Source organism: Jatrophihabitans sp., from assembly GCF_046262535.1.
Lineage (GTDB): Bacteria > Actinomycetota > Actinomycetes > Mycobacteriales > Jatrophihabitantaceae > Jatrophihabitans.
In genome coordinates, this window is the sequence record NZ_JBHEMO010000007.1 from 1 (window position 1) to 23,711 (window position 23,711).

At 67.3% G+C, this 23,711-nt stretch carries 26 protein-coding genes, 2 tRNA genes and 1 pseudogene; 17 read left to right on the forward strand and 12 right to left on the reverse strand.

Features of this window, described 5'->3' with window-relative positions:
- Positions 1–369: 369 nt before the first annotated feature.
- The 3 genes from ABR571_RS00715 to ABR571_RS00725 all read right to left on the reverse strand — a co-directional run bounded on the left by ABR571_RS00715 (position 370) and on the right by ABR571_RS00725 (position 2,003).
- Positions 370–1,068: a hypothetical protein gene (locus tag ABR571_RS00715; RefSeq protein WP_409451262.1), complete on the reverse strand. Its 699-nt coding sequence runs from the start codon at positions 1,066–1,068 to the stop codon at positions 370–372.
- Positions 1,065–1,754: an RNA polymerase sigma factor gene (locus tag ABR571_RS00720; protein WP_409451263.1), complete on the reverse strand. Its 690-nt coding sequence runs from the start codon at positions 1,752–1,754 to the stop codon at positions 1,065–1,067. The genes ABR571_RS00715 and ABR571_RS00720 overlap by 4 nt, the downstream gene beginning before the upstream one ends.
- A gap of 173 nt (positions 1,755–1,927) precedes the next feature.
- Positions 1,928–2,003, reverse strand: a tRNA-Lys gene (locus ABR571_RS00725).
- Positions 2,004–2,153: 150 nt separating this feature from the next.
- Between ABR571_RS00725 and ABR571_RS00730 the strand changes: the two genes are divergently transcribed.
- Complete coding sequence (locus tag ABR571_RS00730) at positions 2,154–2,462, forward strand: hypothetical protein (RefSeq protein WP_409451264.1); 309 nt, start codon at positions 2,154–2,156, stop codon at positions 2,460–2,462.
- The gene (locus ABR571_RS00735; RefSeq protein WP_409451265.1) at positions 2,375–3,004 is read left to right on the forward strand and encodes a potassium channel family protein; all 630 of its coding nucleotides are present in this window, start codon (positions 2,375–2,377) and stop codon (positions 3,002–3,004) included. The genes ABR571_RS00730 and ABR571_RS00735 overlap by 88 nt, the downstream gene beginning before the upstream one ends.
- On the opposite strand, the gene ABR571_RS00740 is transcribed toward ABR571_RS00735, so the two are convergent.
- Both ABR571_RS00740 and orn read right to left on the reverse strand, forming a co-directional pair.
- A tRNA-His gene (locus tag ABR571_RS00740) sits at positions 2,997–3,072 on the reverse strand. The two genes, ABR571_RS00735 and ABR571_RS00740, sit on opposite strands and share 8 nt — an antisense overlap.
- 29 nt (positions 3,073–3,101) lie before the next feature.
- Positions 3,102–3,728: an oligoribonuclease gene (gene orn / locus ABR571_RS00745; protein WP_409451266.1), complete on the reverse strand. Its 627-nt coding sequence runs from the start codon at positions 3,726–3,728 to the stop codon at positions 3,102–3,104.
- 63 nt (positions 3,729–3,791) lie between these two features.
- Between orn and ABR571_RS00750 the strand changes: the two genes are divergently transcribed.
- The 3 genes and pseudogenes from ABR571_RS00750 to ABR571_RS00760 all read left to right on the forward strand — a co-directional run bounded on the left by ABR571_RS00750 (position 3,792) and on the right by ABR571_RS00760 (position 5,127).
- Positions 3,792–4,097: a 4a-hydroxytetrahydrobiopterin dehydratase gene (locus ABR571_RS00750; protein ID WP_409451267.1), complete on the forward strand. Its 306-nt coding sequence runs from the start codon at positions 3,792–3,794 to the stop codon at positions 4,095–4,097.
- Between the two features lie 60 nt (positions 4,098–4,157).
- Positions 4,158–4,631 (forward strand): annotated as a pseudogene (locus tag ABR571_RS00755) (adenylate/guanylate cyclase domain-containing protein); the annotation flags it as partial.
- A gap of 226 nt (positions 4,632–4,857) precedes the next feature.
- On the forward strand, positions 4,858–5,127 hold the full coding sequence (locus ABR571_RS00760; protein ID WP_409451293.1) for a hypothetical protein: 270 nt from the start codon (positions 4,858–4,860) through the stop codon (positions 5,125–5,127).
- A gap of 10 nt (positions 5,128–5,137) precedes the next feature.
- On the opposite strand, the gene ABR571_RS00765 is transcribed toward ABR571_RS00760, so the two are convergent.
- Positions 5,138–5,818, reverse strand: coding sequence for a TetR family transcriptional regulator (locus tag ABR571_RS00765; RefSeq protein WP_409451268.1), 681 nt, complete (start codon positions 5,816–5,818; stop codon positions 5,138–5,140).
- 120 nt (positions 5,819–5,938) lie between these two features.
- Here ABR571_RS00765 and ABR571_RS00770 point away from each other — a divergent pair, with 120 nt between their 5' ends.
- From ABR571_RS00770 to ABR571_RS00780, 3 genes are read left to right on the forward strand one after another with little or no spacing between them, the layout of a single operon-like run.
- Positions 5,939–7,051: a ferredoxin reductase gene (locus ABR571_RS00770; protein ID WP_409451289.1), complete on the forward strand. Its 1,113-nt coding sequence runs from the start codon at positions 5,939–5,941 to the stop codon at positions 7,049–7,051.
- A gap of 37 nt (positions 7,052–7,088) precedes the next feature.
- Positions 7,089–8,216 (forward strand): fatty acid desaturase family protein, encoded by a 1,128-nt coding sequence (locus ABR571_RS00775; RefSeq protein WP_409451269.1) that lies wholly within the window; start codon positions 7,089–7,091, stop codon positions 8,214–8,216.
- Positions 8,217–8,242: 26 nt separating this feature from the next.
- On the forward strand, positions 8,243–8,452 hold the full coding sequence (locus ABR571_RS00780) for a hypothetical protein (RefSeq protein WP_409451290.1): 210 nt from the start codon (positions 8,243–8,245) through the stop codon (positions 8,450–8,452).
- Between the two features lie 78 nt (positions 8,453–8,530).
- Here ABR571_RS00780 and ABR571_RS00785 read toward each other — a convergent pair whose 3' ends face one another.
- Entirely contained in the window at positions 8,531–9,925 is a 1,395-nt protein-coding gene (locus tag ABR571_RS00785; protein WP_409451270.1) for an aldehyde dehydrogenase family protein, read from the reverse strand.
- 117 nt (positions 9,926–10,042) lie between these two features.
- Here ABR571_RS00785 and ABR571_RS00790 point away from each other — a divergent pair, with 117 nt between their 5' ends.
- Both ABR571_RS00790 and ABR571_RS00795 read left to right on the forward strand, forming a co-directional pair.
- On the forward strand, positions 10,043–11,050 hold the full coding sequence (locus ABR571_RS00790) for an NAD(P)H-dependent flavin oxidoreductase (protein WP_409451271.1): 1,008 nt from the start codon (positions 10,043–10,045) through the stop codon (positions 11,048–11,050).
- Between the two features lie 31 nt (positions 11,051–11,081).
- Positions 11,082–11,690, forward strand: coding sequence for a TetR/AcrR family transcriptional regulator (locus ABR571_RS00795; RefSeq protein ID WP_409451272.1), 609 nt, complete (start codon positions 11,082–11,084; stop codon positions 11,688–11,690).
- Between the two features lie 17 nt (positions 11,691–11,707).
- Here the strand turns inward: ABR571_RS00795 and ABR571_RS00800 are convergent, their stop codons facing one another.
- Positions 11,708–11,890 carry a hypothetical protein gene (locus tag ABR571_RS00800; RefSeq protein WP_409451294.1) on the reverse strand — a complete coding sequence of 61 codons (183 nt, stop codon included), beginning with the start codon at positions 11,888–11,890 and terminating at the stop codon, positions 11,708–11,710.
- Here ABR571_RS00800 and ABR571_RS00805 point away from each other — a divergent pair.
- Positions 11,847–12,305, forward strand: a complete 459-nt coding sequence (locus ABR571_RS00805; protein WP_409451291.1) for a cupin domain-containing protein — start codon at positions 11,847–11,849, stop codon at positions 12,303–12,305. The two genes, ABR571_RS00800 and ABR571_RS00805, sit on opposite strands and share 44 nt — an antisense overlap.
- A gap of 510 nt (positions 12,306–12,815) precedes the next feature.
- Here the strand turns inward: ABR571_RS00805 and ABR571_RS00810 are convergent.
- On the reverse strand, positions 12,816–13,469 hold the full coding sequence (locus ABR571_RS00810; protein ID WP_409451273.1) for a phosphotransferase: 654 nt from the start codon (positions 13,467–13,469) through the stop codon (positions 12,816–12,818).
- Positions 13,470–13,926: 457 nt separating this feature from the next.
- On the opposite strand from ABR571_RS00810, the gene ABR571_RS00815 reads away from it, so the two are divergent.
- Entirely contained in the window at positions 13,927–15,444 is a 1,518-nt protein-coding gene (locus tag ABR571_RS00815) for an adenylate/guanylate cyclase domain-containing protein (RefSeq protein ID WP_409451274.1), read from the forward strand.
- 157 nt (positions 15,445–15,601) lie between these two features.
- Here ABR571_RS00815 and ABR571_RS00820 read toward each other — a convergent pair whose 3' ends face one another.
- Complete coding sequence (locus ABR571_RS00820; RefSeq protein ID WP_409451275.1) at positions 15,602–15,769, reverse strand: hypothetical protein; 168 nt, start codon at positions 15,767–15,769, stop codon at positions 15,602–15,604.
- Between the two features lie 404 nt (positions 15,770–16,173).
- Here ABR571_RS00820 and ABR571_RS00825 point away from each other — a divergent pair, with 404 nt between their 5' ends.
- The 5 genes from ABR571_RS00825 (at position 16,174) to ABR571_RS00845 (ending at position 22,158) form a co-directional block, all read left to right on the forward strand.
- The gene (locus tag ABR571_RS00825) at positions 16,174–16,992 is read left to right on the forward strand and encodes an isocitrate lyase/phosphoenolpyruvate mutase family protein (protein ID WP_409451276.1); all 819 of its coding nucleotides are present in this window, start codon (positions 16,174–16,176) and stop codon (positions 16,990–16,992) included.
- Between the two features lie 938 nt (positions 16,993–17,930).
- Positions 17,931–19,193 carry an ABC transporter substrate-binding protein gene (locus ABR571_RS00830; RefSeq protein WP_409451292.1) on the forward strand — a complete coding sequence of 421 codons (1,263 nt, stop codon included), beginning with the start codon at positions 17,931–17,933 and terminating at the stop codon, positions 19,191–19,193.
- Positions 19,190–20,134, forward strand: a complete 945-nt coding sequence (locus ABR571_RS00835) for a carbohydrate ABC transporter permease (RefSeq protein WP_409451277.1) — start codon at positions 19,190–19,192, stop codon at positions 20,132–20,134. Before ABR571_RS00830 ends, ABR571_RS00835 begins: the two co-directional genes overlap by 4 nt.
- A gap of 3 nt (positions 20,135–20,137) precedes the next feature.
- A complete protein-coding gene (locus tag ABR571_RS00840) occupies positions 20,138–20,971 on the forward strand; it encodes a carbohydrate ABC transporter permease (RefSeq protein ID WP_409451278.1) in 834 nt (277 codons plus the stop codon).
- 2 nt (positions 20,972–20,973) lie between these two features.
- Positions 20,974–22,158: an ABC transporter ATP-binding protein gene (locus tag ABR571_RS00845; RefSeq protein WP_409451279.1), complete on the forward strand. Its 1,185-nt coding sequence runs from the start codon at positions 20,974–20,976 to the stop codon at positions 22,156–22,158.
- 29 nt (positions 22,159–22,187) lie between these two features.
- Here the strand turns inward: ABR571_RS00845 and ABR571_RS00850 are convergent, their stop codons facing one another.
- Together ABR571_RS00850 and ABR571_RS00855 are read right to left on the reverse strand one after the other, a co-directional pair.
- On the reverse strand, positions 22,188–23,036 hold the full coding sequence (locus ABR571_RS00850) for a chromosome partitioning protein ParB (protein ID WP_409451280.1): 849 nt from the start codon (positions 23,034–23,036) through the stop codon (positions 22,188–22,190).
- Positions 23,005–23,706, reverse strand: coding sequence for a metallophosphoesterase (locus ABR571_RS00855; protein ID WP_409451281.1), 702 nt, complete (start codon positions 23,704–23,706; stop codon positions 23,005–23,007). Before ABR571_RS00855 ends, ABR571_RS00850 begins: the two co-directional genes overlap by 32 nt.
- Positions 23,707–23,711 lie beyond the last annotated feature (5 nt).

Sequence of the window (23,711 nt, forward strand, 5' to 3'; positions counted from 1 at the left end):
ACAGCGAGGGCCGAACGGCGGCCGCGGCGCGAGCGCGGGCTCCCCTCAGAGGGTGTGGATGTGGCGTCTGACGATTCGATCATGGAGGTCCCCCACCTTGACTTGGGCTGTGAACGCTGGTTGCTCTGGTTGAGCGTGAATTCTCTTGCCGCTGATACGCGTTTTCCCGATTCAACGCTGGGGATAACGGTTCTGGTGTTCCGCGGCCGCTTCCTGTCGTACGCGTATCTAGGCATGTTCTGCGTCGTTACGCCCACTTGTGCCGAAGCGAATGTCCGATTGCTGGGCCTTTATCCGCTCCTTCACCAGTGCTCGATCAAATTAATCACCGACGGGTCTCGGCAGCGCAGTATTGCAGATTTCACGAAATCACGCCCTTGGGGCCGGAGGGCGAGTCGCCGGCGCTCGATGCGACGGTGTGGGCGAGTGCGTCGGATGGCTGGTCCGTCCGGGTGCAGGGGGCGTCACGTCGCTCGACGGGGCCGGCCGGGTCGGCGACGCGTGCGTGGAATGCACCGACTGCGTGGGACGGGTCGGGCCGGGCCGACGTGTCTTGCTGGAAGCCGGCTTCCCGACCCCGTGTGACGGGGTAGCAGCGTGGGTCCTCGCCGGCGTCGCCCCCGTGGCGGTCGCTGCGCCCGGCGCGGTGGAGCCGAAGGGTGACGACCCACCGCTGCGGTCCTGGTCGCCGCCGTGGCCTGGACTCGTGCTGTGGAGCGCAGGTGGGTGGTCGGAGCCGCCACCGAGACCCATGAAGCCGACCGTGGTCGCGGCGTAGGCCACGCCACCGGCCAGCGTCACCCCTCCGACGGCGGCGACGGTCTTGGCCAGCAAACTCCGCGTCGTCAGGGCGCGGCGAGGGGCGGCACGGTGACTTACCGGCGAGCGTGGCAGTTCCCGGTTGGCCGAGGCGAAGGCGGACATGGCGGTGGAGAGCCCGACGAGCTCATTCGCGGCCCCCGGTGCACGGGCGGCGGCGAGCAGCTGGGCCAGCGCCGTACCGTCGGAAACGTCCTCGTCGAGGAGGCGATCGAGGTCGGCCGACCGGGGGCGGTTTGGTCGTCTCATGTCGTCTGTCCAGCGTTTCCAGAGGGCCTGTCGTTACTCGACGGGCCTCCGGGCGCAGCCTCGAGGCGCTTCGCCAGCGCCTTCAGCCCCCGGTGGGCGGCGACCCGGACCGCACCGGCTCGCTTTCCGAGGATCGCGGCCGCTGAATTGGCGTCCAATCCCACGACGACCCGCAGCAGCACCGCCTCAGCCTGGTCGGGCGGAAGCGCAGCAATGAGCTCGATCGCCGCGGACGTCGACAGCGATTCGTCGGCTGATTCGGCCGTGTCATCGCCGCTGGGCCGGTCGGCGATCTCGTCCAGCGTGCTGACGCGGGCCGGCCTCCGCGACGCGGCGCGCAGATGGTCTATGGCGCGGTTGCGCAGGATCCGAGCGGCCCATCCGCGGAAAGCGTCCCAGTCGCCGTCGAACTTGCGCAGGTCACGCACGATCTGCAACCACGCCTCGGCGGCGATGTCCTCGGCGTCCTGGCCGACCAGGCCCCGTGCATACCGGAGCAGCCGGGGTGCCAAGGCTCGATACACCGCTTCGAAGGCGACCGCGTTCCCGGCTCGCGCGGCGGTGAGGCTGTCGAGGAGCCGGCTGTCCTCATCCGGGAGGGTCCGCGCCGGGAACTGTCGCTGCGCCCGACCGTCGGTTGGTCGCGCGGTCATCCCGTATGTGGGAACGCCGGATTCGAGTGACACGACGCCCCCTTCCGCTGTGCACCGATTTGATAGGCCGAGGGTGCGGAAAGCAAGTCGCGGACCGGACATTCCTCGCGGAGTTGCGCCGACGCCCGAACGCAACCGGACAAAACCCCCGAAGTCGCCGATCGGACGCGAAGCGCCGACGCTAGCTGAGGGAACCGAGCGAGAGATGGTGCGCCGTCAGGGACTCGAACCCCGAACCCGCTGATTAAGAGTCAGCTGCTCTGCCAGTTGAGCTAACGGCGCCGGTCGTGCGATCGGCCCACCGAAGTGGGCCGAGAGCCAACATTAGCATGCACCGTGCCGGCGGATTGTCCGGCTTGTGGGTCCGCCGGCGGCTGAGAGAGCGCCGGTGCTGCGGGGTCGCGACGGCGTGTGCCGCCCTATCCTCGCCGCGTGGGCAGTGCACTTCGGGCAGCGGTCAACGCCACGTCCGCAACCCCATCCAAGCCCGGACGAACCGCGCGGCGGCGACGGTTGCGCGGCTGGCTGAACAGCACCGAGTGGGTGCTGGCCGGCGTCGCGATCCTGTTCCTGCTCGCCTACGCGTGGCCGATCCTGCAGCCGGACCTCGGCCCGAGCTGGAAGCGGATCTGCAGCACCGTCGAGTGCGCGGCGTGGCTGGTCTTCCTGCTCGATTACGGCCTGCGGCTCTGGGTCGGGACCGGCGCTCGTACTTCACCAAGCACGTCCTCGATCTGCTGATCGTCGCGCTGCCGGCGCTGCGCCCTTTGCGCCTGCTCCGTCTGGTGGTGCTGTTCCGGGTCCTGAACCGTAAGGCCGCCGCATCGCTGCAGGGTCGCGTCGCCCTGTACGTCTCGCTGTCGGCGGCGACACTGGTGATCTGCGCGGCGCTGGCAGTCCTCGATGCCGAGCGCGGCGCGCCGGGCGCCAACATCAAGAGCTTCGGCAACGCGCTGTGGTGGGCCATGGTCACGGTCACCACCGTCGGTTACGGCGACCACTTCCCGGTGACAGTGCAGGGGCGCTTCGTCGCCGGCGACCTGATGATCGGCGGCGTGGCGCTCATCGGCGTCGTGACCGCATCCTTCGCCGCCTGGTTCATCGACCGGGTGCGCGACGGGGAGCACGAAGCCGTGGCCGCGACGCGGCGCGACCTCGAGCAGATCGTCGCGCGGCTGGACACGCTGACAAGCGAGATGCGCGCTGTGCGGGCGGCCGGCGAGCCAGCGGTTCGGCACACAGCGAACGCCCCCCAGTCGGCGGAGGGCGTTTCGTTGGGGTGAGTGACGGGACTCGAACCCGCGACATCCGCGACCACAACGCGGCGCTCTACCAGCTGAGCTACACCCACCATGCCGACGGGCAACCGCCGAGCGCGGATCAGTCTACCTGCCGCTTGCCGATCCGCCGCACCGCGTTGGCGACCGTTTTCGCCTCGTCCGACGTCGGTCCGGGCGGTGGCACGAACAGCGTCTGACGGTAGTAGGCGAGTTCGACGATGCTCTCCTGGATGTCGGCCAATGCTCGGTGGGCCAGGCCCTTCTCCGGCTGCGACTGGTACACGCGTGGATACCACCGCTTGGCGAGTTCCTTCAGCGAGGAGACGTCGATCATCCGGTAGTGAAGGTGATCGTCGAGTGCGGGCATGTCCCGCGTGAGGAAGCCGCGGTCGGTGGCGATCGAGTTTCCGCACAACGGCGCACTGTTCGCCTCGGGCACGTGCGACTTCACGTAGTCGAGCACCAGCTTCTCGGCGTCGCCCAGGTTGGTCGTCGATGCGCGTACGGCTTCGGTCAACCCGGAGCTCGCGTGCATGTCGCGGACGAACGGCACCATCGTGTCGAGTACGTCATCGTGCGCGTGGATGATCACGTCGATGCCTTCGTCGAGCGGCTCGAGGTCGGCGTTGGTGACGATCGCCGCCACCTCGATGAGGGCATCCCGGCGCAGGTCGAGGCCCGTCATCTCGCAATCGATCCATACGAGTCTGCCTTCGCGTTCAGCCACGGCCCGAGGCTATACGGCACGACTAGCCTGGGGAGTGAACCGTGGCGTCGCCGGAGGAAGATCATGCCCGCACTGCTTGACCAGGACCAGATCGACGAGGCCCTCGGGAACCGGCACCCGGACTGGAAGGGGACGCCCGCCGGGTTGTCCCGCTCGATCGAGTTCGCCGACTTCCCCACGGCGGTTGAGTTCGTCAACCGCATCGCGCCGGCCTGCGAAGAGCTCGACCACCACCCCGACCTCGCGCTGCGTTGGCGTCGGGTCGACGTCGGACTCGCCACCCACAGTGCCGGCGGCGTGACCGACCTTGACCTGCGCCTGGCCGAACTCGTCGATGACGCTGCCGCGCGACTGCCGTTGGCTGATTGAGCGCCGCGGGCGGAGAGCGGGCAGACTCCCTGTCAAGGCTTTGGGGAGGTCGAGCGGTACATGTCCGGACAAGCACGGCAGATCGGCACGCGTTCGGTGCTCTTCACCGACCTGGTTGCCTCGACCGAGCTCCGGATCCAGCTGGGTGAGGAGGCCGCCGACGACCTCCGCCGTGTGCACGACCGGTTGCTGACCGAAGCCGTCGAGGCCCACGGCGGCACGGTGGTCAAAGAGCTGGGCGACGGCGTCATGGCGACCTTCGAATCGGCGGCCGACGCGGCCACTGGGGCAATCGCCGTGCAACAAGCGGTGGACGCCCACTCGCGTCGAACACCCGATCAGGCCTTCGCGGTGCGGGTGGGCATCTCGGTCGGTGACGTCTCGGCCGAGGGAACGGATGTGTTCGGGGTCCCGGTCATCGAAGCCGCTCGCCTCTGCGCAATCGCCGCAGGCGGCGAGATCCTGTCGTCCGACATCGTGCGGGCTCTCGCTCGCGGGCGGGGAAACGTGGTCTTCGAGCCGATGGGCGACCTGTCCCTCAAGGGGTTGGCCGAGCCGGTGAGTGCCTGTCGGGTGGTCTGGGAACCGCTCGTGCGGCGGCCGTCGGGGAGCCCAGGCACCTCCGTCCCGATGCCGCCGCCGCTCGTCGGCGCCGCGACCGCCTATGTGCGGCAGGCGCCGGCCCGTGCGGCGGCCCACTGCTCGTCCACTTGCCGACGGAGCTGGGCGCGGCCGCTATTACGTCGCCGTCGTCGGACCGGTGTCGTGGGGCCTCGGGCTCGCGCATGCGGCGGTCGGCGAACAGGGCGCCGCGATCGAGCTCATGGACGCTGCGTTGGCGAGCGTGAGTGCCCACGCCCTCCATGGGCTGTTCAACCTGATTGCCGTGGACCTCGCCGAGGTGCTGATCGGCGGCGGCGCGCAGGATGATCGAACACGAGCGGCGACCCTGTTGCAGCAAGCGCGGGCGTCCGCGGTTGACATCGGCGCCGGGGGCGTCATCGAACGCATTGACCGACTGGCCAGCTGACGCTGCCGGCTCAGGGCTTGCTGCGCCAGGCCCCCATGCCGAGGACGATCAGGCGCAGCTGCCGCTCGGCCTGATCGAGCAGTGCGGTGGCGTCCTCGGGGTGCCGCTCGTCGGTCTCCAGCAGATCCATCACCGTGGTGAGCATGGCGGCGACCATGAGACTCGCCGCCATCTCGAGATCCTCGGTGCTCCAGTCGTAGCCGGCCGTGAGCCGGGCGAGGTCCACGGTGAGGTCGCTGGTGAACAGGCGTAGCTCGGTCGCGATCGCCCGGCGGACGGCCGCGACCCCGCCGTACCGCTCACGGCTGAGAAAGCGGAACTGATCGGGGTGGTCGCGTACCTGCTTGGCGAGCACGGCGACCGTGTCGGCGATGATGTCGCCGTGGGCGGCCCGGCCGCGCCGCGCGTCTCGAATCATCTGGCGCAGGGGCCGCATGGAATCGTCCACGAGATCGATGCCGAGGGCATCCATCGTCGCGTAGTGCCGGTAGAAGGCGGTGGGGACGATCCCGGCCTCGCGGGCGACCTCGCGCAGGCTGATGCTGGACAAGCTCCGGTCGGCGATGAGGCGGATCGTGACGTCCAGCAGCCGCTGGCGTGTCTGTTCCTTGCGCTCGGCGCGGGTCTGCGTCTCACGCACGATTTCGTGCAGGACGGCACGCCGATCGCCCCTGGACCGCCCGTCGCTCACGCCGAAAGAGTACGCCCGTTCACCTGTCGGCGGCGTTTTCGACGTGCGGGCCGTCACGTTCCGCAGTCATTGACAGACCCTCAGTGCGCGAGACACCCTTAATGGGTGAACAACCGTGCACTGAAACTACGTCGGCCGCCGTCCTTCGGTCCGCTCGAAGCGGTCGCCTCGAAGCTGGGCGCCCTCGAAGCGTTGGCCACCCCGCACGGCGTCGACCGCTACCTCGAACTCGTCCATCCCATGCTCACCGTCCGCGAACTGCGTGCCGTCGTCACCGAGGTCGACCGCAGCACCGCCGACAGCGTCACCCTCACCTTGCGCCCGACCCGCCAGTGGCGGGGCTTCCGGGCCGGCCAGTTCGTGCAGATCTCGATCGACATCGACGGGGTCCGCCACACCCGGTCCTACTCGCCCTCCTGCTCTCAGTACCGCGCCGACGGCCGGATCGAGATCACCGTCAAGGCTCACCCCGAGGGAGTGGTGTCGCAGTACCTGCACACCAACGCGAAGCCAGGACTGGTGCTCGGGCTGTCGCAGGCGAACGGGACGTTCCGGCTGCCGGACGAGCGTCCGGAGCGGCTCGTCCTCATCAGCGGCGGCAGCGGCATCACCCCCGTGCTGTCCATGCTGCGCACGCTGAGCGACGAGGGCCACGCCGGCGACATCGTATTCCTGCACTACGCGTTCACCGAGGCGGACGTCGCGCACCTCGCCGAGCTGCGGGGGCTCGCCGCCCGGCACCCGAACGTCCGGCTGGTCCTCGCCTACACCAAGCAGGCCGCGGGTGGCGACCTGCACGGCCTGTTCGACGAGACGCATCTTGCCGAGGTCGCCCCCTGGTACGCCGGCGACGCCCAGACCTACCTGTGCGGGCCGCCCGGGCTGATGGCCACCATCCGCGAGCACTATGCGGCGAAGGGCATCGAGGAGACGCTGCACACCGAGGAGTTCACCCCGCCGGTGCTCGCTCCGCTCGACGGTGATGTGTCCGGCACGGTGACGTTCGGCGACACGGTCGTCGAGAATTCCGGGGCGACGCTGCTCGAGCAGGCCGAGGCGGCCGGGCTCGCCCCCGAATACGGCTGCCGGATGGGCATTTGCTTCACCTGCACGAAGGTCAAGACGTCCGGCTGCACCCGCAACGTCCTCACCGGCGAACTGCACACCGAGCCCGACACCGAGGTGCAGCTGTGCATCTCGGCTCCCGTCGGCGACGTCGCCATCGATCTCTGATCCACCACTGGACGACCTCAGCGAGGGGACCTACGAAATGAGCAAGAACAAGTCAGTGACACTCACCGACGAGCAGATCGACGAACTCGGCCGCGAACTCGACGCGATCCGCCAGCGGGTCGTCGACGATCTCGGTGAGGCCGACCGCGAATACATCTACAAGGTCATCAAGGCGCAGCGCGGCTTCGAGGTCGGTGGCCGGGCCGCTCTCATGCTCAGCGCGCTGCCCCCGTTCTGGCTGGCCGGGACCGCCGCGCTCTCGCTGTCGAAGATCCTCGACAACATGGAGATCGGGCACAACGTCATGCACGGCCAGTACGACTGGATGCGTGACCCGGCCCTGAACTCGAAGAAGTTCGAGTGGGACACCGCCTGCCCGTCCGACCAGTGGCGTCACTCGCACAACTACATGCACCACACGTACACCAACATCCTCGACAAGGACCGCGACATCGGTTACGGGATCCTGCGCATGGACCCGAGCCAGAAGTGGAATCCCTACTACCTGGGCAACCCGGTCTGGGCGTTCCTGCTCATGACGTTCTTCCAGTACGGGGTCGCCCTGCACGACCTTGAGACCGAGAACGTGATCACCGGCAAGCGCAAGATGTCGGAGAACAAGGACCTGCTCCGCGGCATCTGGCGCAAGGTGGGCAAGCAGTCGTTGAAGGACTACGTCCTGTTCCCGCTGCTCAGCGGCCCGCAGGCGTTGTCGACGCTGTCGGCCAACGCCACGGCCAACCTCGTCCGCAACCTCTGGGCGTACTCGATCATCTTCTGCGGTCACTTCCCCTCCGGCGTCGCCACCTTCACCGAGGAGGAGACCGAGGACGAGACCCGGGGCGAGTGGTACATCCGCCAGATGATGGGCTCGGCGAACATCACGGGTGGGCAGCTGTTCCACATCCTCTCGGGCAACCTGAGTCACCAGATCGAGCACCACCTGTTCCCAGACATCCCGGCCCGTCGCTACCCGCAGATCGCCGCCGAGGTGCAGGCCCTGTGCGAGAAGTACGGGCTGCCGTACAACACCGGCCGCTTCTCCAAGCAGATCGGCTCGACCTGGGCCAAGATCTTCCGGCTGGCCTTGCCGAACGGGCGCGACGACAGTGATTCGGCGCCGGCGGTTACCGTGGTCCCGACGAAGCTGTCCGCGGTCGCGTGACGGCCGGACTTCCGTCAGGAGGCAACGTGGTCGGCAAGCTCGAGGTCGCGAAGGACACCGCCCAGGTGCTGACCGAATCGGCGGCGAATCACGTAGGCCGGATCGCCACCATCATCACCGGCGCGGTCCGCGAGATCGCCCACGAGATGGGTGAGTGGGCCAGTGACGCCTTCGAGATGCGTGAGGCGGCGGCCACCGCCGAGCAGTCGGCGGATCCCGAGCACTTCACCGGCTGAGGTCAGCCGCACCGAAGTTGTCCGTGCCTCGGCGTCGAATACGACGGCGAGGCACGGACAAGTCGTGTCGGGACGGCCTCAGAAGACCTTCCGCATGATGATCTGCTTGATCTTGGTGAATGGCGGATAGGCGAGCGATGGGTCGGGCCAGGTCGGCTTGCGCAGGACCGACTTGCGGTGGCTGAACGTCTCGAAGCCCCACTTGCCGTGATAGGCGCCGGTGCCGCTGTTGCCGACGCCGCCGAACGGTAACTCGTTGACGAGCAGGTGGTACATCAGCTGGTTGACCACCGTGCCGCCGTTGCTGATCTCGTTGACCACGCGGTCCTCGTTGGCCCGGCTCTCGCTGAAGAGGTACAGCGCGAGCGGCTTGGGCCCCTGCTGGACGTGGGCGATCGCGTCGTCCATGGAGTCGACGGACACGATCGGCAGGACGGGCCCGAAGATCTCATCCCGCATGACGGCGGAATCGGCATCCGGGTCGACGATGACGGTGAGTTCCGCCCGCTTGTTGTCCGCGTCGACCGTGCCGCCGCGCACCGTGCGCCCACCGGCGTTCTCGACCAAGCCGGCGATCCGCCCGGCCTGGCGCGTGTTGACGATCGGCAGCGAGGCCTCGGGCGACATTGACGTGATCGCCTTGTTCAGCTCGTCGACGAAGCTGTCACGAATCTTCCGGTCGACCAGGACGTAGTCCGGCGCGACGCAGGTCTGGCCCGAGTTGAGGAGTTTGGCGAAGGCGATCCGGCGAGCCGCCACTTTCAGCTTGGCGTCGTCGGCGACGATGACCGGGCTCTTGCCGCCGAGCTCGAGGGTGACCGGCGTGAGGTGCTTCGCGGCGCCGGCCATCACCGCCTTGCCGATCTCGGGACCGCCCGTGAAGAAGCAGTGGTCGAGCGCCTGGTCGAGCAGATCCTGAGTGGCGTCGGCGGCGCCCTCGACGACGGCGACCGCATCGGGGTCGAGGTACTGCGGCACGAGCTCGGCCAGCACCGCCGAGCAGGCCGGTGTGTGCTCCGAGGGCTTGAGCACGGCACAGTTGCCTGCGGCGATGGCACCGACGAGCGGCGCGAGGACGAGGTGGATCGGGTAGTTCCAGGGGCCGATGATGAGGACGACGCCGAGGGGCTCGTACTGGTACCACGCTTTACCCGGCTGCACGCTCATCGGCAGCTTCACCTTGGTGGGCTTCATCCACGAGCGCAGCTTCTTGATCGCGTACTTGGCCTCACCGGTGACGGGTGCGAGGTCGGCCATCCAGGCCTCGACCGGGCCGCGGCCAAGATCCTTGCCCAGCGCGTCGGCCAGCTCGCTCTCCCGCTCACTGACCAAGCGGACGAGCGCGTCGAGTTGCGCGAGCCGCCACTCGACTGGCTTCGTGCGACCGCTGCGGAAGGTCGCCCGCAGGTGCGTGACTGTGTCGGGGATGCTGCGCGTCGCGACGTCGGTGTTGCGGGAAGCGGAGATCGTCATCGAAGAACCCTTCGCTGAGGCGGCATACCCGAGGTTACGGTACGAGCCGGTGCCGAGCACGAGGATCGAGAGACGGTGCTCTGCGACGACCTGGCTCGTGCTGGAGACAATGTCGGAATGGATTTCCTGGATCGCCTCGGGCTGGAGCATCCAGTGGTGCAGGCCGGCATGGGCGGTGGCGTCGCGACGGCCGAACTCGCCGGCGCAGTATCGGCGGCCGGTGGGCTCGGCACGATCGCCACGATGCCGTCGGCGACGTTTGGTGCGCAGTTGGCCGCCGCGCGGCGCCGCGCGGACGGGCGGCCGGTTGCCGCGAATCTGTTGGTGCCCTTCGCTCGCCCAGCCCATCTCCGGGCCTGCGTCCAGGCGGGCGCCGCGCTCGTCGTGTTCCACGGCGGCATCGGGCGTCGATGGTTCAGCGACCTGCGGGAGGCCGGCGTCCTGGCTTTCTCAACCGTCGGGAGTGTCGAGCAGGCTCGCGCCGCGCTCGCCGCCGGCGCCGATGGCCTTGTCGTCCAGGGCGCCGAAGCGGGCGGTCATCTGATGGGCGACGAACCGTTGCGCACGCTGCTGCCCCGGGTGCGGGGCCTGGGCACCTTTCCCGTCCTGGCCGCGGGCGGCGTCGCGGACTACCGCGACGTCGTGGCGGTGCTCGACGCCGGCGCGGACGCCGCCGTGGCCGGCACCCGTTTCCTGATGACCTCGGAGTCGCGCGCACACCCGCTTTACAAGCAGCGGGTGCAGGAAGCGACGCGGACGGTGCGAACGATGCTCTTCGGCGTCGGCTGGCCGCTCGCCCATCGCGTTGTGCCGAACGCGGCCACCGACCGCTGGCTCAACGAAGCCGGCGAGGCGCCGTTGTGGTTGCGTGGCGTCGGCAGGGCGTCCGCGCCGCTGGCCCGCGTCCTGCCGCTGCGCGCCGGCAATGCGATGACGTCACGGCAGCGGGTGGGAGTGCCGTTGTTCGGACCGGCGCTGCCCCTGGTCGGGATGCCGGCGGCGTCGGTCGACTGGACCGCGCTCTACGCCGGCGAGACCGTGCGCCGGATCGACGACATCGTGTCGGTGCGCGACGCCGTCGAGCGCCTGACGTCGAGGAGCGGACCGAGTCGACCGAGCTCTTGACGCGTCCATGCCAAGGTTACATGGTCGTGCCATGACGGAGGGGACCTCATTACGCGAGCGCCAGGCCCACCAGGTCCGCGCCACGGTGCTGGACGCGGTCATCGCCGAACTGGAATCCAAGGCGGTCGACGACGTGTCGATGGCCGACGTCGCCCGGGCCGCGGGGATTTCGTTGCGGACGCTCTACCGGTACTTCCGGGACCGGCCGGCGCTCCTGCAAGCGGCCGGCGAGCACCTCTATGGGTCGCTGGGCGTTCCGTTCGACATCGCCGGACCCGAGGACATTTCGCGCAGCCTGCTGGAAGCCGGCCGGCGGTTGTCCAGCCGTCCGGAACTGACCCGCACTTTGGTCCGGACGACAGCCGGCCGCGCCATGCGGTCGGCCGTCCGGGGGCAACGGGTCGAAGCGATCAGAACCGCCCTCAAGCCGGCGACCGGCGGCCTGGACGCCGAGACGGCCCGCTGGGCCACCGCGGTCATCACCCACCTGTGCAGTGCCGCGTCCTGGGTGATCATCAGCGACGAGAGCGGACTGGACGAGGCGGATGCGCAACAGGCTGTCGCGTGGGCCATCGACGCCCTGATCTCCGCCCTCCCGCGCGCGGAGCGCGCCTCGCGTAGGCAGCCGGAACCGTCCTGAGCTACCTGCACCCCCACCTACATCCACGTCGAACCGGAGGTTTCGATGAGCAGCACCCTGACCAGCGACTTCGACGAATCGGCCGCTCCGACCGGACGACGCATCTCCAGCGAGCAGGCAACCAGCCGCGCGTGGTGGTTCCTCGGCACGTTGGCCGTGCTGCGCAACCCCGAAGGCAGCCCGCGCACGCCGGCGGTCATCGAACTGACCGTCCCGCCCGGCGGCTCGCCGCCGCGCCACGTCCATCACGCGCTGGAGGACTCGTTCCTCTTGCTCGAGGGCGAGATGGTGGTGCGCTGCGCCGACGAAACGATCGTGGCCAAACCCGGCACCTACGTTGTCGTGCCCGCTCTCTGGCCCACGCGTTACCGGACTCCAGCTCGCCGCGCCGGATCTGTAGCCGCGCTCGCACGGCGGGCACGGGGCGCACGTTCGGGTTGTAGTCGCCGGCATAGACGCGGTCCGCTTCGTCGAGCAACGCGAGGGCACTATCGAAATCACGGCCGCCTCCCGCAGCTGCGCCAGGATCACGCGCCGGCGGTCCCGCCGTCCGTTTGCGCGCAAGGGCGTGCTGACATCGGCGTCCGTGGCAGCAGCGAGCAACGGGTTCGATGAAGCTGCGGCTGCGGTAGAGCTCGCAGGGTCACCAAGCCGCGCGCGAGGCGCTCAGCTCGGTTTGGGCGCGCCGGAGTCCGCTGGTGCTGGCCCGTCTGGGTCGGCCCTCGGAAGGGTAAGAAATCCGGAATCGAGCCAGTACTGAAGGTCATGCACCCTGCCGTCCCCGGCGGAGCCCGATAGGGCCGATTCCGATTTGCTCATCCGCTCCGATGCGGCGGACGCACCGTCTCTTGACGTCGACCAGGGCAGTCGCATGACTCAAGCCTTAAGTCGTGGACGCGAACCTGTAGGCCCGCCTCTGCACGCACCGTACGCCGCAGCCCTGTGAGCTTGCGTTCCGCCGACCCGAGCTGGTGAAGCGCGCCGCTAGATTTCGCGATCTTGTGCAAACACGCCGGCGGCGGCCCGCGTGTCTGCACAAGATCATCGTGAACGCGGACCCTACGACGGCCGAGGGTGAGCCCGCGGCACGCGCCTACGTACCAGCGGGACAACAAATCGGGACGATCAAGGCTCCCAGCTCGCCGTCGTCGCAGTACGAACCTGCCACTGATGCACGCCAGGGCTGCGCGGACCCCACCGCTTGCAGAACGATTCGAGCCAGCGGCACCGGTTGAGCATCGCCCGCTTCCGTTCGTCCCATGCGGGAGTCCACCCGTATGCGACAAAGAAGGCAGGCAGTGCCTCTACAGCGTCGGGGTGATGCATCCGCACGATCCATTCGCACCAGGCGATGTCGTCGATGGCGGCTCCGATGCCCGAGAACTCCCAATCCAGCAGTGCTGTGACCGCCATCGTGTCGGAGTCGAATATGACGTTGTTCGGTCCGAAGTCGCCGTGACGAATCACGCCGCTTTCGGCGCCCGGTGCGAAGACAGCCGGATCAACCTCGTGCAGTCGACGAAGCACTCTGCCGCAGCCAGTCAGAACATCGTGAGCCCTTCCTGCGTCGAGCAGGTCCTGGCCGTGCTGGCCCGATACGTACCCAGTGACGAGTACGCCTGGGCTATTGGAGATCACCGCGGGTACGGGCACCACTCCGTGAAGCTGAGTCAAGGCTCGTAGTTCGGTCGCGCATCTCGCTGGCGCATCCGGTCCGGCATACGTCTTGTAGACCGCATCACCCCGGCGCTCGGTCACGTTGGTGTAGCCGTGTCGCATACAAGGATCTTCCAACTGGACTGCCAGATGTCGGCACATCCGGTCGCGTAAGCAACGGCTTTCCGATTCATCTGCGCTCTGCCACCGAGGTCTCGGGTCGCACGAACGACCGCTCGGCGCCTTCCTCGGTGCACCCGTCACTTGGCTTTCCCGCAGGATGAATGCCTTCCGTCGCAAGCGGAGTATCAAGAACTTTGTATGGCCATCAACGACCAACTGCGTGCTACCAGGGAGGTGTGCCTGCGGCCTTCGAGTAGTTCGCGTGGTCTTTCAAACCGTCGGTGCAACGCGCCACCTCCGCGCAGCAGACGCGCTCCTGGCCGCATGAAGCACGTCAAGCACACCTCCGACTGAACGCGGCCGAATCAAAGCGCGGAGGCCGCACGGGTCTGCGGCTGGAGCAGACGTTGTGCCATCCGCCCTGCGCGGAACGCCCGCTCGGCTTAGTGTTTGTCGGGTGGATGGCGGCGACGTTCGGTATGCGCAAAACGCCGGCGTCAGCATCGCCTACCAGGTGATCGGCGACGGACCGGAGGATCTCGTTTTCGTGTGCGGCACGATGTCGCACCTTCAGCTGTGGTGGGCCGAACCCCTCGCCACCCTTATGTTGAGCCGTCTCGCGGGTTTCGTCCGCGTCATCATGTTCGACAAGCCCGGGACTGGATTGTCCGATCCGGTAGCTGGGGCGCCCACCATCGAGCAACGAGCAAGCGACGTGCTGGCCGTCATGGACGCCGCCCACTCCGCACACGCAGTTCTCGTCGGCTTTTCCGAGGGCGGCATTCCGTCGATCACCCTCGCCGCCACTCGTCCGGACCGGGTGCGAGCGCTGGTCTTGCTGTCTGCGTGGGTGACCAGTGAGTTCGACCCGGAGCTCGGCTTGCCGAGAAAGATATTCGATCGCATCTGGGCTGCCCTGGACACTGGCTGTGCGCGGTGGGGAGAAGGAACGCTCCTGACCGCGATGGCGCCGAGCTGGGCGGCTCACCCCGTCTACAGCAGGCTATTGCCGTCGATCGAACGCGCGTGCATGAGTCCAGGGATGGCGCGCTCGATCCTGCAAGCCATGCACGGCTACGACGTGCGGGAGGCAGCCGCCGCGGTCCATGTCCCGACACTGGTCCTGCACGCTCCCGAGACTCTGGTTGACATGCAGCTCGGTGCCGACCTTGCCCGACGCATCGACGGAGCGACCTTCGTCGAGCTCGCAGGTCCCGATCATTTGCCGTGGATCCACAACGCGGAGGCGATCCCGGACGAGATCGAGACCTTCCTGACAGGGGCAGCGCCGCGTGATCGCGACGACGGCCGCGTCATGACGACCGTCGTGTTCACCGACATCGTCAACTCGACGCAACTGGCCGCGGCAGGTGGCGACGAGAGATGGCGGTCAATACTCGCCGCCCACGATGAGCGGATGGATGAACTGCTACCCCGCTTCGACGGGGTCGCCATCAAACACACCGGAGACGGCCGGATGGCACGGTTCGCGCGTCCGGCCCGCGCGTTGCGGTTCGCGCTCGCGATGACCGACTCGGTGACTGAGTTCGGGCTGGAGATCAGGGTCGGCGTTCACACCGGCGAATGCGAAGTCACCAATGCCGATGTACGTGGCCTCTCCGTGCATATCGCCGCCAGGGTGGCCGGGCTGGCCGGACCCGGTGAGGTGCTGACCACGTCCACGGTGCGCGAGTTGGTCATCGGCTCTGGCATCGCCTTCACCGACCGTGGCCGCCACAACCTCAAAGGTGTACCCGGTGAATGGAATCTGGTCCGCTGCGATGGAGACCGGCCCGCGTCACGACACGCCTACGACACGGATGCACGGAACCCGACCGAGGCGGGAGCATCCGATCGGCCGCTGCGTCTGAGAGATCGCGCTGTCGTCTTTGCCGCACAGCGGGCGCCGAGGCTCACTCGCACCGCTCTTGCCACGACAAAGCCGTCGCGCATATCGCAGCGAGCCAAGCATTGAGCCGACCAGTGTCCTGACCGGAGCCGAGCCGCGCACGGTCATCGGGACTTTGCGATCTTGTGCAAACACGCGGTATCTGGCCCGCGAGTCTGCACAAGATCGCTCCGGACGACTGCGCAAATCGACGGCTCGCGCCCGCACTTATCGCGGTGGAGCCTCAGTCACAGGCGAGCGATGAGGACTCGGTGTCGACGCGGACCGTGCCCTCCGGCGTGATGGCGATGCGCATGGTGTGCAAGAGCGTGATCGTGCCGCCATCGGTGCCGTGCAGCCGGAGCCGTTGGCTGACGTGGATGAAGTCCGTGCCGCGCGACGTGCTTTCCACGTCGGCGAACACCTCTTCGCCGGCGTAGCTGGCGGGGTCGCGTCGTACGGAGTGAAGGTCACCCGAGACACGGAGTGTCCTCGCCAGAGGGCCGAGCCGTCGCTTCGGCTGACGACGGTCCAGCTGTCGCGTTCGTCATCGATCAGACTGCCGACTGCGCCGCGGCAGGGATTGGTCTCGCCCGGGTTGACGTCGAACTGCGCATCTCTGCCGGTGCTCGTGGTCGTCGACGCCGAGCAAACACGCCGGCAGCGGCCCGCGTGTCTGCACAAGATCATCGTAAACGCGGACCCTATCGACGGCTCCCGGGCAGGCAACGTATCCATCCGAAGCAGACGGTCTCACCCACGCGAACCAGCCTGTCGAGTCTGTTGCGACAGGCCGGGAGCGCCGATGATGGTGCGGTGGACGACGAACGAGCGGCCTCGACGGACAAGGCAGCCGCGCTCCTCGCGTTGCACGATGGTCCGGGCTTTGTCCTCCCCAATGCTTGGGATGCTGGCTCTGCCCGCATCCTCGAGCGAGCGGGTTTCCCGGCTATCGCGACGACCAGTGCAGGTATCGCTTGGTCGTGCGGAGTCCCGGACGGAGGCACACTGGACCGCGACACGATGCTCGGGCATCTCGGTCGCATCGTGGCCGCCGTCAGCGTGCCAGTGACCGCCGACCTCGAGTCTGGATACGGCACCACGGCCGACGAGGTCGGGCGAACGGTTGCCCGGGCCGTCGACACCGGGGCGGTCGGCGCCAACCTGGAGGACGCCGTCGATGGTTGTCTTCTCGATATTGTCGAGGCCGCTGGCCGACTCGCGGCTGCTCGGGCCGCGGCGCCGACCGGCACGTTCGTGTTGAACGCCCGGACCGACACCTACTTCGCCCGGACCGGCGGTGATGTCTTCGCCGAGACCGTCGAGCGGGCAATGCGCTATGTCGAAGCGGGCGCGGACTGCATCTTTGTACCGGGGATCGCCGACGCGGACACGATTCGCCGGATCGCCGCTGCCATCCCCGGCCCGCTCAACATCGTGGCCGGACTGGCGAACACGATCGACGCGCCTTCGCTCTTCTCACTCGGCGTCAAGCGGGTCAGCCTTGGCGGCAGCCTTGCCCGGGCCGCGCTGAGCACGCTCGAACGCGCGGCCCGCGAACTGCAGGACTCCGGGACGCTCGGCTTCCTCGACGGGACCCTCGGCTATGCGGACGTGCAGCGACTCTTCGACTAGCGATCCACGTCCGACGCCCTCACTGCGGCACCACCCAGTCGATCTGACCCTTACATATGCGCGGCCGGTCACCCGGGGCGGTCCGCGCCGAACGGGTATCGCGCGGACGGGTCGTGATCAATCACGTGTGCGCAGTCGTCGAGGCGCCCCGCGTTGGGGATCGGCCACCTACGACGTCGTCCCGAACAGCATTTTTAGGCGGTTGGTGTCTCACAGTTAGTCGGTGTCTGTGCTGTGCGGCGGGTCGGACGAGGGCGCGAAGGCCTCGGTTTGTTGATGCTCGTCATGATCATTTTGTCTGGTGAGGCGCGTGCGTCGCCAGACGGCTCGAGTCCGGCCAATTCGGGCCTGAAGCGCCCCCGGCAGGCATCGAACCTGCGACCAACCCGCTTAGAAGCTGTGCGGACGGGAGCGATGTGCTCTAGCCCAGTATTCCTGGGGTGTGTGGGCGTCCGGGCGAGCGATTCGCCGACAATTACCTGGTCAGTTATCGTGGACTTCCGAGTCCGGCCACCCTCAGATCAATTCTGGGGCAGGAACGTGACCCTGGCCAACATCCGGTCACGAGGACCCCGCTCGCTATCGCCGACTATCGAGCATCTGCGGCGACGCCCAAGGGCCGCCGCCGCACATGGATGCCGAGCACGGCTGGGCGGCAGGGGTCGAGGTTCGGTCCCTTCAGCCGGAGCTCAAGCGCCTCACTCGAAGCGCATTACAGCGCCCCCGCACCCCCTGAGGACAGGCAGCCGAATACCACTGGCGGGCCCTCGGAGCCGGTGGTGCGGCGTCACGATCAACGGTGGCTGTTGCCAGGGAACCATTGCCGCCGTAGCGTCCGAAACGCAGTCGAGACACGGGAACCGGATGTCCGGTCGACGCGCCGGGCAAGTCGAGCTCGAGCGAGGGAGACTGGCGTGGATATTCGACTATGCCGAACGATGCGCCGGCGGGGGATCCGCCGAGCGGCACCAGTTCTCGCCGCGGCCGCGCTGCTCGCGAGCAGCGTCCTCACCTCATGTGGCGGCGGCGGCGGCGGCCGACTGACGTTGCGGTTCTACAACTTCCCGGACAACTCTGGCGCCATCCAACGGGCGGCTGACCACTGCAGCACCAAGCAGTACAGAGTCGAGTACGACAAGCTGCCCAACGACGCCGACGGGCAGCGCCAGCAGCTAGTACGACGCCTGGCTGCAGGCGACAGCTCGCTTGACATCCTCGGCCTGGATGTCACATGGGAGGCCGAGTTCGCCGAGGCGGGCTGGATCCGCCCTTGGACGGGCGCGCACAGGGCGGCCGCGACGAAGGGCACCTTGAAGGCTCCTATCGAGACTGCGACGTGGAAGGGCAAGCTTTACGCCGTCCCCTACAACAGCAACACTCAACTACTTTGGTACCGCTCTGATCTCGTGCCGACCCCACCGAAGACGTGGGACGAGATGATCACGATGGCCGAGAAGCTGGCGAAGCAACACAAGCCGCACCTCATCGAGATCCAAGGTGCGCAGTACGAAGGAGTTACCGTCTGGTTTAACTCGCTCGTGGCCAGTGCCGGCGGTTCGATCCTCAACTCCGACGCCAGCAAGCCATCGCTGGGCAAGGCTGGACTGAAGGCGCTGCAGATCATGAAGCGATTGGCCACGTCGCCCGCTGCGGACCCGTCGTTGTCCGTGCAGCAGGAGGACCAGAATCGCCTCGCGATGGAAGGCGGGTCGGCTGCCTTCGAGTTGAACTACCCGTTCGTCTACCCCTCGATGAAGGGGGATAAGCCGAAGCTGTTCAAGAACTTCAAGTACACCCAGTACCCCGCGGTAACGGCGGGCGCGCCCAGCCGCGTGACGATCGGCGGCATCGATCTCGCCATCAGCAAGTACTCGCAGCACCCCGAGCTCGCGTTTGCCGCCGCATTGTGCCTGCGCAACAGGGACAACCAGATCGTCGCGGCGGTGAAGGGCGGCCTTCCGCCCACCTTGGAGAGCCTCTACAGCAGCAAGGAACTGGCGAAGGACTACCCGTTCCACGAAGCGATCCTCACCGCCTTGAAGAATGCGAGCGTCCGCCCGAAGACGCCCGCCTACCAGAACGTCTCGATCGTGATTTCGCATAACGTGTCGCCGCCGAACTCGATCAACCCGTCCGGCGCCCTCAACACGATCGAGGGTCAGCTGAAGGACGCCCTCGCCTCGAAGGGGCTGATCCCATGACGATCGAAACGACGAAGTCAACCGGTGCGTCCGCTGCGCCGGTCGAGTCCCGGCGCAGTGGCAAGACTCCCCTGTCGGAGGGAGCCAAGGCCGAGCGGCGGCTCGGTTGGATGCTTTGCGCACCAGCGGTGGTTGTCATGGTCGCTGTGACGGCCTACCCCATCGCGTACGCGGTGTATTTGTCTCTGGAGCGCTACGACCTCCGCTTCCCCAACCAGTCGAAGTTCATCGGGTTCGACAATTATGTCGCCGTCATGTCCTCGTCCTATTGGTGGGCGTCCCTGTTCCGGACGCTCATCATCACGCTGGTGTCGGTCGCCGTCGAACTGGTTCTCGGGATGCTGCTCGCGATCCTGATGCACCGCACCATCTTTGGCCGGGGCACCGTGCGGACGGCTATCCTCATTCCGTACGGCATCGTCACGGTCGTCGCCGCATTCAGCTGGCAGTACGCGTGGACGCCCGGCACGGGTTATCTGGTGAAATGGTTGGGCGTCGGAGCGCCCCTCACCCATCAGATTCAAGCTATTGCGATCATCATCCTCGCCGAGGTGTGGAAGACGACGCCGTTCATGGCCTTGCTGTTGATGGCCGGGCTTGCGTTGGTCCCCGACGACCTGCAGAACGCCGCCCGCATGGACGGCGCTACCGCATGGCAGCGGTTTAAGAAGATCACGTTGCCGTTGATGAAGCCAGCGATACTGGTGGCCCTGTTGTTCCGCACCCTCGACGCGTTCCGCATCTTCGACAACATCTTCATCCTCACCAAGGGTGGCAACAACACTCAGTCGGTCTCGATCCTCGGCTACGACAATCTGTTCACCGCGCTCAACCTCGGCATCGGCTCTGCGATCTCGATCCTGATCTTCCTCTGCGTCGCGATCATCGCCTTCATCTTCATCAAGCTCTTCGGGGCAGCAGCGCCCGGATCGGAGGGCTGAGTCATGGCCAACGCCACCGGCGCCCAGAAGACGAGCTGGGCCGCGGCCAACGTGGTCGCGATCGTGTTGGCGATCTTCCCGGTGCTCTGGATCGTGTCCTTGTCGTTCAAGGAGCCGTCCAGCATCACCGACGGCAACTTCGTCCCGCGGCACTGGACTTTCGACAACTACCGGGGAATCTTCAAGACGTCAGAGTTCACCCGGGCGCTGGTGAACTCCATCGGCATCGCGATCATCTCGACGGTGATCGCCGTGACCCTGGCCTCGATGGCCGCGTACGCAGTGGCGCGGCTGAAGTTCCCCGGCAAGAGCGTGCTCATCGGCATGTCGCTGTTGATCGCGATGTTCCCCGCCATCTCGCTGGTCACTCCGCTGTTCAACATCGAACGGTCACTCCACCTGTTCGACACCTGGCCCGCACTGATCATTCCCTACGTCGCGTTCGGTCTGCCGTTGGGCATCTACACGCTCTCCGCGTTCTTCCGCGAGATCCCCTGGGAGCTGGAGAAGGCGGCAAAGATGGATGGCGCGACCCCATGGCAGGCCTTCACGAAGGTCATTGCACCCCTGGCCGCGCCCGGCATGTTCACGACGGCCATCCTGGTGTTCATCTTCTGCTGGAACGACTTCTTGTTCGCGATCTCGCTCACGTCCACCACCAAGGCCCGCACCGTGCCCGCGGCAATCGGGTTCTTCACCGGTTCCTCGGCGTTCACGGCGCCAACTGGCTCGATCTGCGCAGCCGCGGTGATCATCACCATCCCCATCATCTTGTTCGTGCTCTTCTTCCAGCGCCGCATAGTCGCGGGGCTGACCTCTGGCGCTGTGAAGGGATAGCCATGGCTGACATCGTGTTGGACAACGTAACGAAGCGGTACCCGGACGGGGCGCTGGCCGTCGACCACATCAACCTCGACATCGCCGACGGCGAGTTCGTCATCCTGGTCGGCCCGTCCGGCTGCGGGAAGTCCACGACGCTGAACATGATTGCCGGTTTGGAGGACATCAGCGAGGGGGAACTGCGGATCGGCGGGAAGCGAGTGAACCAGGTCGCGCCCAAGGACCGCGACATCGCCATGGTCTTCCAGAGCTACGCGCTGTACCCGCACATGACGGTCCGGGAGAACATGGCCTTCGCGCTCAAGCTGGCCAAGACGCCGCAGGCGACCATCGACCAGAAGGTCAACGAGGCTGCCCGTGTCCTCGACCTCACCCAGCACCTCGACCGCAAGCCGGCCAACCTCTCCGGTGGCCAACGGCAACGCGTGGCCATGGGCCGGGCCATCGTGCGCGATCCGTCGGCCTTCTTGATGGACGAGCCGCTGTCGAACCTCGACGCCAAGCTGCGGGTTCAGATGCGCACCGAGGTGGCGCGGTTGCAGAAACGGCTGGCCACCACGACGGTCTACGTGACCCACGACCAGACCGAGGCGATGACCCTCGGCGACCGGGTCGCCGTCATGCGAAATGGTTTGCTCCAGCAGGTCGGCGCACCGCAGGAGCTCTACGGCCGGCCAACCAATCTGTTCGTGGCGGGCTTCATCGGATCACCCGCGATGAACTTCCTGCCGGCTCGGCTGGAGAACGGCTCGCTGAGAACCAGCATCGGCGACCTGCCTCTCGGCGATCAGCTACGGCGCTCGGTCGAGGCGAAGAACCCTCAGCGGGATTTGATCATTGGGATTCGGCCGGAGAGCTTCGAGGATGCGGCCTTGGTGGCGGACGAGAATCGGCCGCACGGCGTCACCTTCCGAACGCAGATCGACGTCGTCGAGTCCATGGGCTCGGACAACTTCGTCTACTTCGCCTTGGATGTCGGTAACGCGGTCACGTCGCGCGAACTCGAGGAGCTCGCGCAGGACTCTGGTCGTGCGGACACCGGCTCCCAGGACGAGCAGGTGGTCGCGCGCCTGGACGCCGCATCGGGTGTCCAGGAAGGGGCGGAGGCTGAACTCTGGGCCGACGCGCGCGCCGTTCACGTCTTCGACCCGCAGAGCGGCGCCAACCTCGGCCTCGAGAGCTGAGCGCCCACCCGCATTGTCGGCTGAGCCGCTCAGCGCAGTCGGCGCTCTTCGCGTAGGCGCTCGATCACCTCGTCGGTCCATTCGTGGGTTCGAATGAGCCGGTACCGCTCGCCAGCCACGACCAGATACGCCTCGGCCTCGGTGCGCTTGCCCAGCAGATCCGCCTCGCGCAGCATCCGGACGACCGGTGCGTACTCCTCGGTGAACCACCGCTGCGCGATCTTCTCGCGGTCGAGGAAGGTGCCCGAGTGCTGCATGCACCGAAAACCCCACGCTTCCACCGCCTCGCCCAGCTCCGCGTACGACCACGGATCGCTGACGACGATCTTCGCCAGTTGAGCGGTGGAGAGCGGCACCCGCGCGCGGAACATCCGTTCGTAGTCCTTGGTGATCAGATCGCCCCTGCGCCGGATGCCCCTCGCCGGAACGACGGTCAGCACCTCGGTCACGTAGGCGTCGATCGTCTCGAGACCGTGGGCGATGGCAATGGACACGCGATGGTGACCGTCCTTGACGAAATGCAGGTCGCCGACGCGGTAGACGTCGATGGGCGGGACGGCCTCACCGCGGGCTTGCGCCAGGGCGAGCCGTTCCCAGCGTTGGCGGGAGCGGCCGGACATGGGGCGGAAGTAGCGGTCGAAGTCCCGTCGCGAATCGACCGTGCCGACCACGCTGTCGAGGCGGATCGTCTGCAGTCCGAGTGACCGTTCACCTCGCCTCCCCAGCGCAGCAACCACGTCGTCCAAAGGGAGGATCAAGTTGACGTCGTCGGGCTCGCGGCGCAGCCTGTGCGCCAGGCGGGCCAGCACCTGCCGACGCCGCACACGGAGGAAATCGTTCTCGACGTCAGCTCGGGGGAAGCCGGTCGCTCGAGCCATTGCCGCACGCGCCCTTCGTCAGTGGGACGTCGAACAGGTGTCGACCGACAACGTTACGCACGACCGTCGCGCCGATCGACAGGTCGGCAACCCCCGTCGTGTACGGGTGGACATGGCCGTGGAGCAGCAACGGGGTACGCAACCGACGGACCAGCGGGTGCAGGCAGTCGAAACCGACGTGCGGCGCGTCGGCGCCGTCACCGACACCGCGAGGTGGAGCGTGGGTGAGGAGGACATCAACCGGGCGGCCATCTCGCCGCCGCCGCGCGGCGCACCGAGCCAGAGCGCGGGCCCGCCGCGCCTGCTGACGCTGGCTGTACTGGTTGGGACCGTCGCGATAACGGGGGGCCCCACCGAGCCCGGCGATCCGCAGGCCCGCGACGTCGACCACCCGACCGTCAGCGTTGACCGCCCCGGGCGGCCAGGGCTCCGTTGCCGGCAGCCCGGCCCGCAATGTCAGGCCCGATCGAGCTGTGCGATATCCGCTCAGCTCCGGATCGTGGTTTCCCGGGACGAACACGAGCGGGACGTCCAGCGTGTCCATCAGGTAGCGGAGGTAGTCGAACGGCAGGTCTCCACATCCGAGGATCAGCGCCGCGCCCCGCACCGCGGAGAGATCGGCCACGAGACGTTCGTCCACCTCGTCGGAGACGGCAAGCACACGGACCATCCCGC

What these genes read in the sequence shown, in the direction of transcription:
- ABR571_RS00840 (WP_409451278.1), top strand. Translation starts at nt 20,138, where the DNA reads ATGGCCAACGCCACCGGCGCCCAGAAGACGAGCTGGGCCGCGGCCAAC.
- ABR571_RS00715 (WP_409451262.1), bottom strand. Translation starts at nt 1,068, where the DNA reads ATGAGACGACCAAACCGCCCCCGGTCGGCCGACCTCGATCGCCTCCTC.
- ABR571_RS00775 (WP_409451269.1), top strand. Translation starts at nt 7,089, where the DNA reads ATGAGCAAGAACAAGTCAGTGACACTCACCGACGAGCAGATCGACGAA.
- ABR571_RS00800 (WP_409451294.1), bottom strand. Translation starts at nt 11,890, where the DNA reads ATGACCGCCGGCGTGCGCGGGCTGCCTTCGGGGTTGCGCAGCACGGCC.
- ABR571_RS00850 (WP_409451280.1), bottom strand. Translation starts at nt 23,036, where the DNA reads ATGGCTCGAGCGACCGGCTTCCCCCGAGCTGACGTCGAGAACGATTTC.
- ABR571_RS00835 (WP_409451277.1), top strand. Translation starts at nt 19,190, where the DNA reads ATGACGATCGAAACGACGAAGTCAACCGGTGCGTCCGCTGCGCCGGTC.
- ABR571_RS00810 (WP_409451273.1), bottom strand. Translation starts at nt 13,469, where the DNA reads ATGCGACACGGCTACACCAACGTGACCGAGCGCCGGGGTGATGCGGTC.
- ABR571_RS00845 (WP_409451279.1), top strand. Translation starts at nt 20,974, where the DNA reads ATGGCTGACATCGTGTTGGACAACGTAACGAAGCGGTACCCGGACGGG.
- ABR571_RS00750 (WP_409451267.1), top strand. Translation starts at nt 3,792, where the DNA reads ATGCCCGCACTGCTTGACCAGGACCAGATCGACGAGGCCCTCGGGAAC.
- ABR571_RS00790 (WP_409451271.1), top strand. Translation starts at nt 10,043, where the DNA reads ATGGATTTCCTGGATCGCCTCGGGCTGGAGCATCCAGTGGTGCAGGCC.
- ABR571_RS00795 (WP_409451272.1), top strand. Translation starts at nt 11,082, where the DNA reads ATGACGGAGGGGACCTCATTACGCGAGCGCCAGGCCCACCAGGTCCGC.
- ABR571_RS00830 (WP_409451292.1), top strand. Translation starts at nt 17,931, where the DNA reads ATGCGCCGGCGGGGGATCCGCCGAGCGGCACCAGTTCTCGCCGCGGCC.
- ABR571_RS00785 (WP_409451270.1), bottom strand. Translation starts at nt 9,925, where the DNA reads ATGACGATCTCCGCTTCCCGCAACACCGACGTCGCGACGCGCAGCATC.
- ABR571_RS00855 (WP_409451281.1), bottom strand. Translation starts at nt 23,706, where the DNA reads ATGGTCCGTGTGCTTGCCGTCTCCGACGAGGTGGACGAACGTCTCGTG.